Genomic DNA, 13,728 nt, shown 5'->3' on the forward strand with positions numbered 1-13,728 from the left:
TTGTCTGAATTGTAATCAGCCTTATTTTGTCAAGGCTACCTTCTTCTGAATTGTTATTTATTTCTTAAATTTTTTAGTTCGCATTCATTCGGAAATCGGATAGAATAGCCCGAAATTTCCATAAAGCGAAACTTCAAAATCCATGTCAAAAATTACACCTACTTTCATTAAAGAAGTCTTTGATGCTTCACGTGTTATTGTACCTCAGCAAACTTTAGAAGCATCATTTGAAAAAGTGGCAACTGAGATTACACAAAATCATATCAAAGATAATCCGATTGCTGTGTGCGTGATGAATGGTGGTTTATTTATTACCTCAGAGATTGTCAAACGTTTACGCTTTCCATTACAGGTTGATTATATTCATGCCAGCCGTTATGGCAATGAGTACACAGGTGCCAATATGCTAAATTGGGTTAAAACACCTAATATTAACCCGCAAGGTCGCACAGTTATTTTGTTTGATGATATCTTGGATGGTGGTTTAACCTTAGCTGAAGTTAAACGTTATTACGAAGATCGAGGCGCGTTAAATGTCTTAACAGCAGTGATGCTTGATAAAAAAGCACCAAGAGATAAAGGTGGCTTGATCAAAGCAGACTACGCTGGTCTTGAAGTTGAAAATGAATTTTTATTTGGTTTTGGTCTGGATTATCACGGTTATATGCGCAATGTGCCAGAGATTCGTGCCGTAGACACAAAGCATATGATTTAATTACTCTTTTATTATTTTTTCTTATGATCATTGATTCTCATTGTCACCTTAACTATTTAGAAAAAGAAGGACAACCCACACTTCAGGAAATTGTTGCTGAAGCCAAAGCGAAAGGCGTTGAAGAAATCATCTCGATCGCGACCACCTTGGAAGATGTCGAAGCAATTAAAGCAATTGCTTTAACATTTCCCGAAGTTTATTATTCCGTCGGTGTTCATCCCAGTGAAGTTGAAGGTGTTCAACCGCTTGAGGCGCAAACTATTATCGATTATATCGATCATGATAAATGTGTCGCGATTGGTGAGACAGGGCTTGATTATTATTACAATGATCAAGAGACGCATTCGCTGCAACAGCAGAAGTTTATTGCCCACATTGAAGCGGCAAAAATATTAAAAAAACCTATTATTGTGCACACGCGTGGTGCGAAAGAAGATACATTAGCTATTTTAAAAACACATGCCATTGACCAATGCGGTGGCGTGTTGCATTGCTTTACCGAAGATTGGGACATGGCAAAAAAAGCCCTTGATATGGGAATGTATATTTCAATCTCAGGCATTGTGACCTTTAAAAATGCACAAGATGTGCAAACTATGGCACAAAAAATCCCTTTAGATCGCTTGTTGATTGAAACCGATGCGCCATATTTGACGCCCGTACCGTATCGTGGTAAACCGAATTATCCAGCGTATGTTTATTATGTCGCGGAATTCTTAGCAAAACTGCGTGGCGAGAATTTTGAACACTTTTGTCAGGCAACAAAAGAAAACACTAAGCGTTTGTTTTGTGGTATGAAAGATTAATAACTCAATTATAATACCCTAGGAAATTTAAACTGATGTACCCGCTCAATTTGGGAAAGTTGCTAAAGATTACCGTTTATCAAAATCTAACCTGCTGGGTAGTTGCAAATATTGTCTAAATCTCCAATTATTAGCGATAAGATTGTCAATTTGAGGAAGCAGCAAAAATGACCACCTTCCACTCATATGAAAACGAAACCACGGACTTTAAGCGTGAACTTAATGACAGGCTGGAAAAGGAAGTGATTGCCTTTTTAAATTCTGCAAAAGGTGGTCACTAGCGGATAATCGAATGATTGAATATGGGTAAGAATATGAAACAAAACCAATTTACAGAACAAACTATTTGGCAGTATTGCCTTGACCATACCAAGCCAAACTCACCACTTTTACAAGCGTTAAAGGCGGACACTGAGAGCTCAGTACATGGTGCGCAGATGTTATCAGAAACGATTGTCACTAAGCTTTTGCAGTTTTTTATCAAAATGCAAAATCCAAAAATATGCGTTGATTTAGGCACCTTTAGTGGCTTATCAGCACTAGCTATGGCGGAAGCAACTGCTGATAATGCTTTAATATATACGATTGATCGCACACATCAATCTGGACATGAACTAGCTTGTAAGTATATTGAAGAAAGCAGCGTTGGTTATAAAATTAAAATGCTTATTCAAGAGGGCATTGATGCAATAAGCAAGCTTCCTGATGATATTGATTTTGCGTTTATTGATGCGGATAAAATGCAAACAAAATGCTATTTTGATTTGCTATTGCCGAAGTTAAGTGCAAAGGGCATGATCATTGTCGATGATGTGTTATGGCGAGGTGAGGTGCTTGATCCTGTGGATAAGCGCGCCAAAGCATTAGATGATTTTAATCAATATATTTGTAGTCATCCACAAGTGGATAATTTAATATTGCCAATCAGACACGGATTACATCTAGTCATTAAAAAATAAGAAATTAAAAAAGTACATGCGATGAATACAACGATTAACCATTTTGTAATGCAATCCATTCAGGTCAGCGCTGATAATGCACCTATTGCCATTTTTTTGTTGGGTGCCAACGGTTCGGGCAAAAGCTCATTACGTGCTTATTTGGATTTATCAAATATCCAAACGAATATTGATCCTGATGCACTTAATCGCATTGCGATGTTAAAAAATAAAGACAATCCATTGATCTTTGCATCAAAGCAAGCGATTACTTTATATAAAGCTGCACTTGATAATAGCTTAAACACTTGTATGGAAAGCACATTTTCAGGTAAAAGTATTTTAAGTCGTATCTTGCGCGCTAAACAACAAGGTTATCGCACTGTATGCTATTTTATGGGCTTGGAATCTGTTGAGCTAAATATCGAGCGTGTTGCCCATCGAGTGAAAAAAGGAGGGCATGATATTGCTACTGAGCTTATCATCAAACGCTATGATGAATCAGTCGCTAATCTCATCAATCATCACTATTTATTTGACGAGTTACATGTGATTGATAACAGCTTAGATTATTATCGTTTGCAGTTTTCACGTTATCAAGATCAAGCGGTTCAATATGAGAAAATATTGCCTTGGGCTAATGGTATTTATAGACAAATTAATTAATCAAACAATAAATAGAAGGAAAGCGCATAAATGAGTGAATTAGTTGATGCAGCCATTGCGCGTAAAGCGCTAAAAGGATCACAATTTGAGATGACTTATGGTGGGGTAACGAGTTTTATGCGTCGTAACTACACCAAAGATCTGACAAATGTTGATGTTGCTGTCAGTGGTGTGCCTTTTGATTTGGCAGTCACCTATCGCTCAGGTGCCCGCTTAGGACCAAGAGCGATACGCGCGGCATCAGTACAACTTGCGGAGCTTACCACATTTCCATGGGGTTTTAACCCTTTTGATGAGTTGGCTGTGATTGATTATGGTGATTGCTTTTTGGATCCACACAATCCGCTGACGACACCTCATGCTATCCAAGCGCATATAAGAAATTTACTTGATCACAACGTCTTTCCATTGACCTTTGGTGGCGATCACTATATTACCTATCCTATTTTAAAGGCAATGGCTGAAAAATACGGCAAAGGTTTGTCGGTGATTCATTTTGATGCACACTGTGATACGTGGCGCGATGATGATGAAGACTCCTTAAATCATGGCACAATGTTTTATAAAGCCATTAAAAATGGAGTTGTCGATCCTAAGCATTCAGCACAAATTGGCATTCGTACATGGAATCAAGACTTTATGGGAATGAATGTACTGGATGCGCCTTTTGTTCATGAGCATGGTGTTAAAACAGTCATCGAGCGTGTAAAGCAGATTGTTGGTGATAGACCAACGTATATTACTTTTGATATTGATTGTTTGGATCCGGCATTTGCACCAGGCACAGGCACTCCCGTGTCAGGGGGATTAAGTTCAGCGCAAGGCTTAGCTATTTTGCGTGGATTAACGGGTTTAAATTTGATTGGTGCTGATGTGGTTGAAGTTGCCCCTGCCTATGATCATGCTGAAATTACAGCGATTGCTGCGGCTCATGTTGCTTGTGACATGATTTGTCTTTTAGCACATGATAAAAAAATAAAAAAATAGAAAAATGAACAAATAATGAAAACAGCTAATCAATAAAGCCAATAATAGGTATTAAAAGCAAAAAGTGGGGGAGGCAGTTAAACATGAATATTGAAATTTGTCTAGATAATCTTGAATCCGTTGATGTCGTAGCAAAATTTCCTGAGATAACTCGTTTGGAGATTTGTAGTGCTCTTAGTTTGGATGGTTTAACACCTGCGCCTTATTTAGTGCAATATGCTAAAGAGAAATCAGTAGCTCGTCGTCACACAATGATCCGCCCGCGCGCGGGGGATTTATGCTATAACGAGGCTGAAATTAAGATGATGGCTCAAGAGATAAAGCTTATGCATGAGTCAGGTGCCAATGGCGTTGTTATCGGTGTGCTTGATACAAACAGTCATATTAATATTGCAGCAACCAAATACTTAACGGATCTTGCTAAGTCTTATCAATTAGAGGTTACTTTTCACCGTGCGATTGACATGGTGCCTGATTATCTTGCCAGTGTGCAGATATGTGTCGATCTGGGTATTGATCGCATTTTAACATCTGGTGGTCAAAAGAAAGCATTTATGGGGCTAGATGACATTGCCAAAGTGATGCAAAAATATCATGGTCAAATCGAGATTATGGCAGGTGGCGGAGTCAACAAAGATAATATTCCACATTTTAAAGAAATTGGCGTTGATGCCGTGCATTTCTCAGCGGCGAGTAACAAAAGTAATGTGCAGGGTGAAAGTGTTTTTAGCAAAAGCTCATTAAGTTATAACGTAACTAATGAAGATATTGTTAAAGAAAATATTGCAGCTATAGCTTGTCAATATCAATCACCACTATCTTGCTGATGCTTAAAAGACATAATTTGGCGACGTTCTTTTTTATTTGGTTTCGTTGGATTGGGTAGAGTGGCTTTGTTTAATTTCCTAAGCATTGTTTCATGCTCGCGTTTCTCAATGCTATCAGTAGTTTCATTGTAAAGTGTTTGCGCAATACTTGCCTCCCCTCGCGTATCAGATAAGCCGATGACTGTTACAACTTTCTCAGCATAGCCTTGACGAATGGTGAGTGTCGCACCAATCTCAACTTTTTTACTGACTTTGGAGCGCGCGCCATTGTAATGCACTTTGCCACCTTCAATAGCATCCTTGGCTAATTGGCGCGTTTTGAAAAAACGTGCCGCCCATAACCATTTGTCTAAACGAACATCATCTGCCATATTTTATCCTTGTAGAAATTAGCTTAGTAATATTAGCGCATGGTAACCAGCTCTTCAGCACTGGTTGGATGAATGGCAATGGTGTTATCAAGGTCTTGTTTTGTGGCACCCATTTGGATGGCAACGGCAAAGCCCTGTAATATTTCATCGGCATCTAAACCAATCAAGTGACAACCTACCACTTTTTCATCAGCACCTGCAACGATAAGCTTCATCACGGTAGGCAATCTAAAGCCCGAGATCGCAGCAAAAAGCGGGGTGAATTTACTTTGATAAACTTTGACATTATCTTTGCCATACTGATCATTGGCATCTTTTTCAGATAACCCCACTGTACCAATTGCTGGATGTGAGAAAACAACTGTGGGAATCAAATGTGCATCCAACTTAAGATTGCTTTCACCATTAAATAAACGTCTAGATAAACGTCTACCGGCGGCAATTGCAACTGGGGTTAGTTGTGCAGCTCCTGTGGCATCACCAATGGCGAAAATATGAGAAACTGTTGTTGTTTGGTACTCATCAACGATAATAGTACCATTATCATTGAGTTTAACATCTGTGTTTTCTAGTCCTAAATTAGCCGTAAGTGGGGCGCGTCCCGTTGCCCAAACTAGACAATCAACATCATAAAGCACATCACCATTATTTAAATGGATATCGAGTAGCCTATTGGATTTTTTAACCACTTGAGTGATATTGGTATGGGTTCTTACATCCATCTTTAACATTTGCATACTGCTAAGTAATTCATCACTTAACATTTCATCAAATTCTTTAAGTGGTTTATCCCGACGAATCAGAAGATGGGTTTCTGTACCTAATTCATGAAAAACACCGGCAATCTCAACACCAATATATCCACCACCGACGATGACGGCTTTTTGCGGTTGTGTATCAAGTTCAAAAAAATCATCCGATGTAATGCCATGCTCAGCACCTGAGACACTCTCTGGAATCACAGGGTAAGCACCTGGGCACACATAGATATAATCAGCAGTTATTTCGGTGCCGCTATTTTCATTATCAATGATGATAGTATTGCTGTCTTTGAATTTTCCCCATCCTTTAAAGTGGGTGATTTTTTGGCTGTCAAATAGCTTATTATAAAATTGATGAATATTAGAAATGTAGGTGTCACGCTTGCTTTTAAGTATTTGCCAATCAAATCCTTTAACATCTAGATCAAAGCCATAGCCTTGATAGTCATGTTTTAAACGAGAAGCAAGATTAGCTGCATACCACATGGCTTTTTTAGGTACGCATCCGCGATTGACACAGGTACCACCTAGGTCTTTTGCCTCAACAATAGCGACTTTTTTCCCGAAGCGCGCTGCTTGAACACCTGCGGCAATACCGCCACTGCCGCCACCAATACAAATTAAATCAAAGTGTTGCATTTTTTTCTGTCTCTTTATGAAAAGTAGGGCAGTAGTATAAACTAGCAAGCGCTATATTTACGAGTGGTAACCATCATTTAATCAATATAATTTCAGTAACGCTAAAAATAAAAAAACAACTGTTTGTTTAGATCGTATGAATAAAATAATGATATCAAGAGACACCTAAAGACAGTAATAAAGAAAGATGAAAATAAATTTTAAGCGTTGGCAATAAAAGGGCAGGTTACTGGAACATATCAGCAATTGATTCAAACATCTGGCGTGTGTAGGTTTTATTTAATTTACACATTCTAAATTGTGCTTTGCGTTCACACGTAATAATGCCAGCTTCTTGAAGTTGTTGAATATGTTGTGAGGTGACAGATTGAGAAAGGTCTAACTTTTGCATAATCATATTAATGGTGACACCTTCCTTTTCGATATCAATTTTCTCAGAGAAAAAATTTTTTTTAGGTTCTAATAACCATAGTGCAATATTAAATCTATCGGGATTAGCCAGTGCTTTAAATGCCTTTAAACACAGTTCCGTTTGATAAGTTGAGCCTAAGTTTTTTAATATCGACATATAAATATCCCATCATCATCTTAAATTACATCTATTTTTACCGATGAGGGCAGGGCAGTCAAACAATATATGCGTATAGATATATATAAATATCTGAGTTTGCAAATATACATATATCCATATATTCAAATATACACATATACAAATATTTAAATATAACAATGCTTAGATATACGGACGATGCTTTATTGCCATATTAAGGGCTTTTCTTTATAGTGGTGCCCTTGGTGATTGAGTAAGGCAAGGCGCATGCTTGAATTAAGAAATATTAATATTGATGCTAGAATCTTCGATGTGAACGCGTCATTTGAGTCTGGTGAAAAATATGCAATTATCGGCGTCAATGGCGCTGGCAAAACATCGCTATTAGACGTGATATCATCCAAGATTTCTGGAAAAAATATGATGGGGGAAGTTTTGCTTGGCGGTAAAAATATAGCTAAACTCAATCCAAAGAAGCGAGCTCAAAGATTTGCGTATCTTGCGCAAAATACACAGACTTTATTTAATTACACTGTTAATGATATTGTGAGCATGGGGCTCTATCCACATGACTTAAACTCCAGTCGTAAAGAAAATCTAATCAATCAAATATATGAAATGTTAAGTCTGTCTAAACAAAAAAACATGCCTTTTCATACGCTTTCAGGCGGACAAAAACAGCGGGCTCATTTAGCGCGTGTCGTATTGCAAATGATTGCTGGAAATAATAATGAAGAAAAATGGCTGCTACTGGATGAGCATGCCGCTGGATTAGATCTTTATCAGCAAGCGTTGGTTTTTAAGATTTTAGATGAGTTATTAAAGCAGCATAACCTGGGTGTCATTATGGTGATGCATGATTTAAATTTAGCAGCTCAATTTTGTGATCAAATGCTTTTAATTGATAACGGTAGATTGCTAAAAATGGATGATCCAAAAAAAGTAATACTTGATAATGAGTTTGCCAAAGCATTTAAAATTAAAGCCAAATACTTAGCGAGTGAAGATGCGTTTTTGTTTGCAGCCACTAGCTGAAACGCCCCTTTAATAAGCTTAAATTACTCTTAGCGAGCGTCTTTCTTTCGGCTTGCGTGCTTTCTGATTTACCACTCCAGCTAAGGTCATCTTGTGGCAGTTCATCGATAAAACGACTGGGTTTTGAAGGGATCGTTTCGCCAAATTTTTTGCGCATTTTTGTCAAGGTTAGGGTTAAGGTGTGCTTAGCGCGGGTGATGGCAACATAAGCTAAGCGGCGCTCTTCTTCAACAAAGTCATCATCAATACTTTGCTGATGCGGTAATAAGCCTTCCTCAACGCCCATTACATATACGTGCGGATATTCTAGGCCTTTTGAGGCATGCACTGTGAGGATTTGCACTTTCTCATCCTCTTTTTGCTCTTGTTCACGATCAATAATGTCTAATAACAACATACGATTGATCGTTTCTGCGAAATTTATCTCTACGGACTGACTCTCTGAATTTTCCGTATTTTCTATTTCTGTTGTTTCATCTAAATCAGCTATATCGCCAGCATTACTATCTTCTTTTTTCTCACAAATCCAACCAATTAAATCCAGTACGTTTTTATAGCGTTTTTCCGCTTGCGCCAATGAATTCGTATTATCAACAAGCCAAGTATGGTAATTGATCGCTTCCATCATATGGATTAAATGCGTTGCTAGATGGTGTACATCCTTAATTTTACGCTGATAGTCATAAATAAATTGTTTAAAGACTTTAAGCTTTTCAATCGCAATAGGTTTTAATACTTGTGTTAAACCCATTTCATCAATTGCATTGAATAATGAGATATGCCGCGATGTTGCATACTCACCAAGCTTCTCAAGTGTCGATGGACCAATTTCGCGTCTTGGGGTATTGATCACGCGCAAAAATGCACAATCATCTTGATCATTCACAAGCAATTTAAAATAAGCCAAAGCATCTTTAATCTCGGTTTTAGCAAAAAATGAACTGCCACCACTAATGGCATAGGGGATTTTATATAGCTGAAAATAACGTTCAATCAAAAATGATTGGTGATTGCCACGAATAAGCACAGCATAGTCTTTAAAATGCGTATTATGATTGACTTTGTGCGTCATAATTTCACTGGCAATGCGCTGCGCTTCATCTTCTTCACTTTTGGTCACCAATACACGAATCGGCTCACCATAGTGATGAGCTGACCAAAGTTTTTTGGTAAATAGGTGAGGGTTGTTATCAATTAATGTATTAGCCGCATGCAAAATGCGCCCGCTTGAGCGATAATTTTGCTCCAGTTTAACAACTTTAAGCTTCGGATAATCTTGTTGCAAGAGAGATAAATTCTCAGGACGTGCGCCACGCCAAGCATAAATTGACTGATCATCATCACCGACCACGGTAAATTGCTGGCGCTGAGAAACTAATAATTGCATTAACTTATATTGGCTTTCGTTGGTGTCTTGATACTCATCGATTAATACATAATGAAAGCGTTGCTGCCAATACTCTTTAACCTCAGGATGCTTTTTTAGTAATTGCACAGGAATGAAAATCAAATCATCAAAGTCTACCGCATTATAGGCTTTAAGGTATTTCTGATATTGAATATATACTTCATGCGCCTGCTTTAAATGATCATTGCCTGTAAGCATGACCTCAGTTGGGGTCAGTAGCGCATTTTTCCACAATGAAATTTGCTGTTTGAATTCAGCAGCTGCCTGTTTGGTTGATTGAAAAGCACTATAAGCAATCTCATGAATCAATGTAATCGCATCTTGCTCATCAAAAAGGGTGAAGTTGGCTTTATAACCCAAAAGCGCATGATGCTTACGTAATAGTGTTAACCCAAGATTATGAAAAGTTGAAATACGCAAGCCTCTAGTGTTCTCACCTTCAAGGCGTGATTGCACACGTGATTTCATCTCTTTGGCTGCTTTGTTGGTAAAAGTAACCGCTAAGATACTATGTGCCTTGTAATGACACTTTTGAATTAGGTAGGCAATTTTCTCAGTAATCACACTGGTTTTGCCACTTCCGGCACCCGCAAGTACTAATAGTGGACCACTGATATATTCAACCGCTTGTTGTTGCTCTGGATTTAATTGACGCATTTGAGCTTAAGCAATAATTTTGGCATGGATATCGCCTTGTAAAATAATCGGTGTGTTTTCAATGGCGTGATTAAAAACAGCAAGCACAAAGCTCTTATCATCTATATTCACTTGATTAACAATATCAGCGATATTTTTTCCGTCAACGTTTTGCAGTTTCTCGGCAAAGGGCAATGCCTTATCCGCTTCAATGCTTAACAAGGACTTCTTTAAATTACCGCGATATTTCATGCGCGCAATAATTTCTTGTCCCATAAAGCAGCCCTTTTGATAGCTAATGACATCTAAGCGATCAAGGTTAAGCTCTGCAGGTAGAAAGGATTCGCTATTATGGATATCAATCATCGGCAATTGTTGGCAAATATTTTCTTTTTGTACTTTGTCAAAATTTAATGAGCTAACAAGTTGTTGAGAAACATCAACAATAGCGTGTTGCAGCAAAAAGCTTTTTTCATAACCATTTTGGCTATATATCAGTTGATATTGATCAGAAGTCTCAAAGCTAATCTTGGAAAATACAGCATATTTTCTAAGGGCTTGCAATGCTTGATCAGCCAAGTTTCTTGGTAACGCTAATAGCAAATCATTCTCAGCAACAAAACGCATAAAGAATAGGGCGATAATACGTCCCTTTTGATTGCATAGCGCGTTTAGCTGCATCGAATTATCAGCATTAAGCAGTGTCACATCATTGGTTAATTGACCTTGCAAGAACTTCACGCAGTCCGCGCCAGATACTCGAATAATCTCAATATCTTCATAAATATAATAAGCCATAAAATCAACACAAAAGGCTAGTCACAATGCTAAGGAAAATAGCGGATTTAATGCCCAAAGTAAAGCAAAGTGAAGCTTGTATACTATTGAAAAATCTGAAAACTCCCAAAAAAAAATTAACAGTATGGATTTGCTAAGCTTACCATCCATGGTTATGGATTACCTGCATCCTGCAGCAATGACGTCATTGTTGACAGGGAAGTCGACAATCCAGTTTGCCAGGATGGCGACCTTTAAAACTTGACTATATAAGCACCTAATAAAAAATAGGGAGTTTTCAGTGAAAAATGTAAAATTATCAGAAACTTTGAAATAGCGTTTGAGGCTGCTAAATAGTTTTTGTTACAATCTGGCTACCTTTGTTTTTGAATGTTGAGTCTTAACTTTATGGATTCCGTATTGTGTTTGTCACCTGTTGATGGTCGTTATGCTGATAAAGCAGCGAGTTTACGTCCCTTTTTAAGTGAATATGGTCTTATTTATTATCGCACTTTAGTTGAAATCAAATGGCTAAAGCATCTTGCCAATACCCCTGAAATTAATGAAGTGCCAAAGCTTTCAACAGATGCTTTAAATGTCTTAGATGGAATTATAAATAACTTTAGTGAAAAGGATGCGCTGGCGGTTAAAGTGATTGAAAAAACAACCAATCACGATGTTAAAGCCGTTGAGTATTTTATAAAAGATAAAATTTCAGCAAATGCCGAGCTTGCCAATATCAGTGAATTTATTCATTTTGCCTGCACCTCTGAGGATATCAATAATCTTTCTTACGCCTTAATGCTAAAAAGTGCGATTGAAAAGGTGGTGTTACCCGAGGTTCAACACGTTCAAGACTTTATTCAAAAATTAGCAAGTGATTTTGCTGATCAACCGATGCTATCACGTACCCATGGGCAACCCGCATCACCGACAACGCTTGGCAAAGAGCTCATTAATGTTGCTTATCGTTTATCACGTCAAACCAAGCAGTTAGCGCAAATTGAGTATTTGGGTAAAATCAATGGTGCGGTCGGTAATTTCAATGCGCATGTTGCTGCATATCCTGATATTGATTGGCAGAAACTGGCTAAGTCATTTGTCAAGAGCTTAGGATTAAGCTATAACCCATTAACAACACAGATCGAGCCACATGATTATGTTGCTGAATGCTTTGATTGTTTATGTCGTATTAATACCATTTGTATCGACTTTAACCGTGATATTTGGGGTTATATTTCTCTAAATTACTTCAAACAGAAAACGATTGCTGGTGAGATTGGTTCTTCAACTATGCCACACAAGGTCAATCCAATCGACTTTGAAAATGCTGAAGGTAATCTAGGTCTTGCCAATGCGTTAATGAATCATTTATCTGCTAAATTACCGATTTCACGCTGGCAACGTGATCTGACGGACTCAACGGTGCTACGCAATATCGGTGTTGGTTTGGCGTATAGTTTAATTGCTTATCAGGCGATGCTAAAGGGCATGAAAAAACTTGAGCTTAATCGCGAGCCAATTTTAGAAGATCTCAAAAATAACGTCGAAGTTTTAGGTGAGGCCGTGCAAACGGTGATGCGTCGTTACGGTATTGAAAAGCCATACGAGAAACTTAAAGAGCTAACACGTGGCAAACGTATTTCACTGAATGACTTATCCGTTTTTATCGATGGATTAGCTTTGCCACATGAGGTGAAAGAAAATCTAAAAGCGATGACACCGGCGAACTATATCGGAATTGCTGAGAAATTATGTCAAGAACATATTAATTAAAAAAACTGGCAACAAGTCCGATAATAGCGCCAAAAACGCCACCCCAAACGACTAACCAACCAAGGTGCTTTCTAATCATTTCTTGAATAATATTTTTGACCATCTTTGGTGTAAGCTCTTCTAAACGCGCATCAATCATGGATTCAAGTTTTTCAGCAATATGGTGTGCATTTAATTGATCAAACTTAAACTCACCATTGCCATCAGCGTTACTTAGCATCGCCATGATTGATTTTTCCATCTTGGCTTTGAAAGAATCGCGCATGGGCTCAATCGCATCTTTTCCGCCTAGAAAAGACTCAATCATACTACCAAATTGGCTTTCCATGATCGCCTCAACAAAGCTGTCAAATAGCAAATCGTAATCAACCTTTTTGGCAATAGTGTCTTTAAAGCTGTTTTTCTCATCAGCAAAAGTACTTAATAAAAAGCGCTCAAGATATTCAGTTTTGAAGAACTGCTTTAACAACATATTTTTAATAGCACGTTTAAAACCCTCAAATTGTCGTGGAATAACGCCTGAGCCATAGACAAAGGGGATTTTGTCAAAAAGCATCACGATCGCGAGCCAATTGGTGATAGCACCAGAAAGGGCATAGAAACCAACCGCTTTAAGCTGGGCATTGGCAAATAGCACGCCTACAATACTGATGATGAGTGCGATAAGATTGGTCATAAGACTTTTGTTAAACATATTTATTATAGTTTCCATTAATCGGTTTAAAGCGGCGGCTATCATAAGAAAAATTTGTATTTCAAGCAAATGTTCAATCGGTTAATTTTATGATTTTGCTTATATTAGTCATTACAGAGAATTTAAAAACTGTTAGCCTTGC

At 37.9% G+C, this 13,728-nt stretch carries 14 protein-coding genes; 8 read left to right on the plus strand and 6 right to left on the minus strand.

The features are described from left to right. The first annotated feature begins 142 nt into the window (after window positions 1-142). The 6 genes from DNJ75_RS00795 to DNJ75_RS00820 all read left to right on the plus strand — a co-directional run bounded on the left by DNJ75_RS00795 (window position 143) and on the right by DNJ75_RS00820 (window position 4,939). On the plus strand, window positions 143-715 hold the full coding sequence (locus tag DNJ75_RS00795; protein WP_117001265.1) for a hypoxanthine-guanine phosphoribosyltransferase: 573 nt from the start codon (window positions 143-145) through the stop codon (window positions 713-715). Window positions 716-738: 23 nt separating this feature from the next. Next, window positions 739-1,521: a TatD family hydrolase gene (locus DNJ75_RS00800; protein ID WP_117001266.1), complete on the plus strand. Its 783-nt coding sequence runs from the start codon at window positions 739-741 to the stop codon at window positions 1,519-1,521. 314 nt (window positions 1,522-1,835) lie between these two features. After that, complete coding sequence (locus tag DNJ75_RS00805) at window positions 1,836-2,480, plus strand: O-methyltransferase (protein ID WP_117001383.1); 645 nt, start codon at window positions 1,836-1,838, stop codon at window positions 2,478-2,480. A 21-nt stretch (window positions 2,481-2,501) separates the two neighbouring features. After that, window positions 2,502-3,125, plus strand: coding sequence for a zeta toxin family protein (locus tag DNJ75_RS00810; protein WP_117001267.1), 624 nt, complete (start codon window positions 2,502-2,504; stop codon window positions 3,123-3,125). A gap of 30 nt (window positions 3,126-3,155) precedes the next feature. Then, window positions 3,156-4,112, plus strand: a complete 957-nt coding sequence (gene speB, locus DNJ75_RS00815) for an agmatinase (protein ID WP_117001268.1) — start codon at window positions 3,156-3,158, stop codon at window positions 4,110-4,112. Window positions 4,113-4,195: 83 nt separating this feature from the next. Continuing rightward, a complete protein-coding gene (locus DNJ75_RS00820; RefSeq protein ID WP_117001269.1) occupies window positions 4,196-4,939 on the plus strand; it encodes a copper homeostasis protein CutC in 744 nt (247 codons plus the stop codon). Here DNJ75_RS00820 and hslR read toward each other — a convergent pair. From hslR to DNJ75_RS00835, 3 genes are all read right to left on the minus strand, one after another. Next, the gene (gene hslR, locus DNJ75_RS00825) at window positions 4,918-5,310 is read right to left on the minus strand and encodes a ribosome-associated heat shock protein Hsp15 (protein ID WP_117001270.1); all 393 of its coding nucleotides are present in this window, start codon (window positions 5,308-5,310) and stop codon (window positions 4,918-4,920) included. The two genes, DNJ75_RS00820 and hslR, sit on opposite strands and share 22 nt — an antisense overlap. Window positions 5,311-5,342: 32 nt before the next feature. Next, window positions 5,343-6,710: a glutathione-disulfide reductase gene (gene gorA, locus DNJ75_RS00830; protein WP_117001271.1), complete on the minus strand. Its 1,368-nt coding sequence runs from the start codon at window positions 6,708-6,710 to the stop codon at window positions 5,343-5,345. 226 nt (window positions 6,711-6,936) lie between these two features. Then, window positions 6,937-7,278 carry an ArsR/SmtB family transcription factor gene (locus DNJ75_RS00835; protein WP_117001272.1) on the minus strand — a complete coding sequence of 114 codons (342 nt, stop codon included), beginning with the start codon at window positions 7,276-7,278 and terminating at the stop codon, window positions 6,937-6,939. Between the two features lie 249 nt (window positions 7,279-7,527). Here DNJ75_RS00835 and DNJ75_RS00840 point away from each other — a divergent pair, with 249 nt between their 5' ends. Beyond that, window positions 7,528-8,295, plus strand: coding sequence for an ABC transporter ATP-binding protein (locus DNJ75_RS00840; RefSeq protein WP_117001273.1), 768 nt, complete (start codon window positions 7,528-7,530; stop codon window positions 8,293-8,295). Here DNJ75_RS00840 and DNJ75_RS00845 read toward each other — a convergent pair. Next, the gene (locus DNJ75_RS00845; protein WP_117001274.1) at window positions 8,288-10,360 is read right to left on the minus strand and encodes a UvrD-helicase domain-containing protein; all 2,073 of its coding nucleotides are present in this window, start codon (window positions 10,358-10,360) and stop codon (window positions 8,288-8,290) included. The genes DNJ75_RS00840 and DNJ75_RS00845 overlap by 8 nt on opposite strands. Before the next feature lie 6 nt (window positions 10,361-10,366). After that, window positions 10,367-11,137 carry a CAF17-like 4Fe-4S cluster assembly/insertion protein YgfZ gene (gene ygfZ / locus DNJ75_RS00850; RefSeq protein ID WP_117001275.1) on the minus strand — a complete coding sequence of 257 codons (771 nt, stop codon included), beginning with the start codon at window positions 11,135-11,137 and terminating at the stop codon, window positions 10,367-10,369. 387 nt (window positions 11,138-11,524) lie between these two features. Between ygfZ and purB the strand changes: the two genes are divergently transcribed. Then, window positions 11,525-12,892 (plus strand): adenylosuccinate lyase, encoded by a 1,368-nt coding sequence (gene purB / locus DNJ75_RS00855; RefSeq protein WP_117001276.1) that lies wholly within the window; start codon window positions 11,525-11,527, stop codon window positions 12,890-12,892. On the opposite strand, the gene DNJ75_RS00860 is transcribed toward purB, so the two are convergent. Beyond that, on the minus strand, window positions 12,885-13,586 hold the full coding sequence (locus DNJ75_RS00860; RefSeq protein ID WP_117001277.1) for a DUF445 domain-containing protein: 702 nt from the start codon (window positions 13,584-13,586) through the stop codon (window positions 12,885-12,887). The two genes, purB and DNJ75_RS00860, sit on opposite strands and share 8 nt — an antisense overlap. Window positions 13,587-13,728: the final 142 nt, after the last annotated feature.

The sequence above is a fragment of the Cysteiniphilum litorale genome (genome assembly GCF_003428165.1).
GTDB lineage: Bacteria > Pseudomonadota > Gammaproteobacteria > Francisellales > Francisellaceae > Caedibacter > Caedibacter litoralis.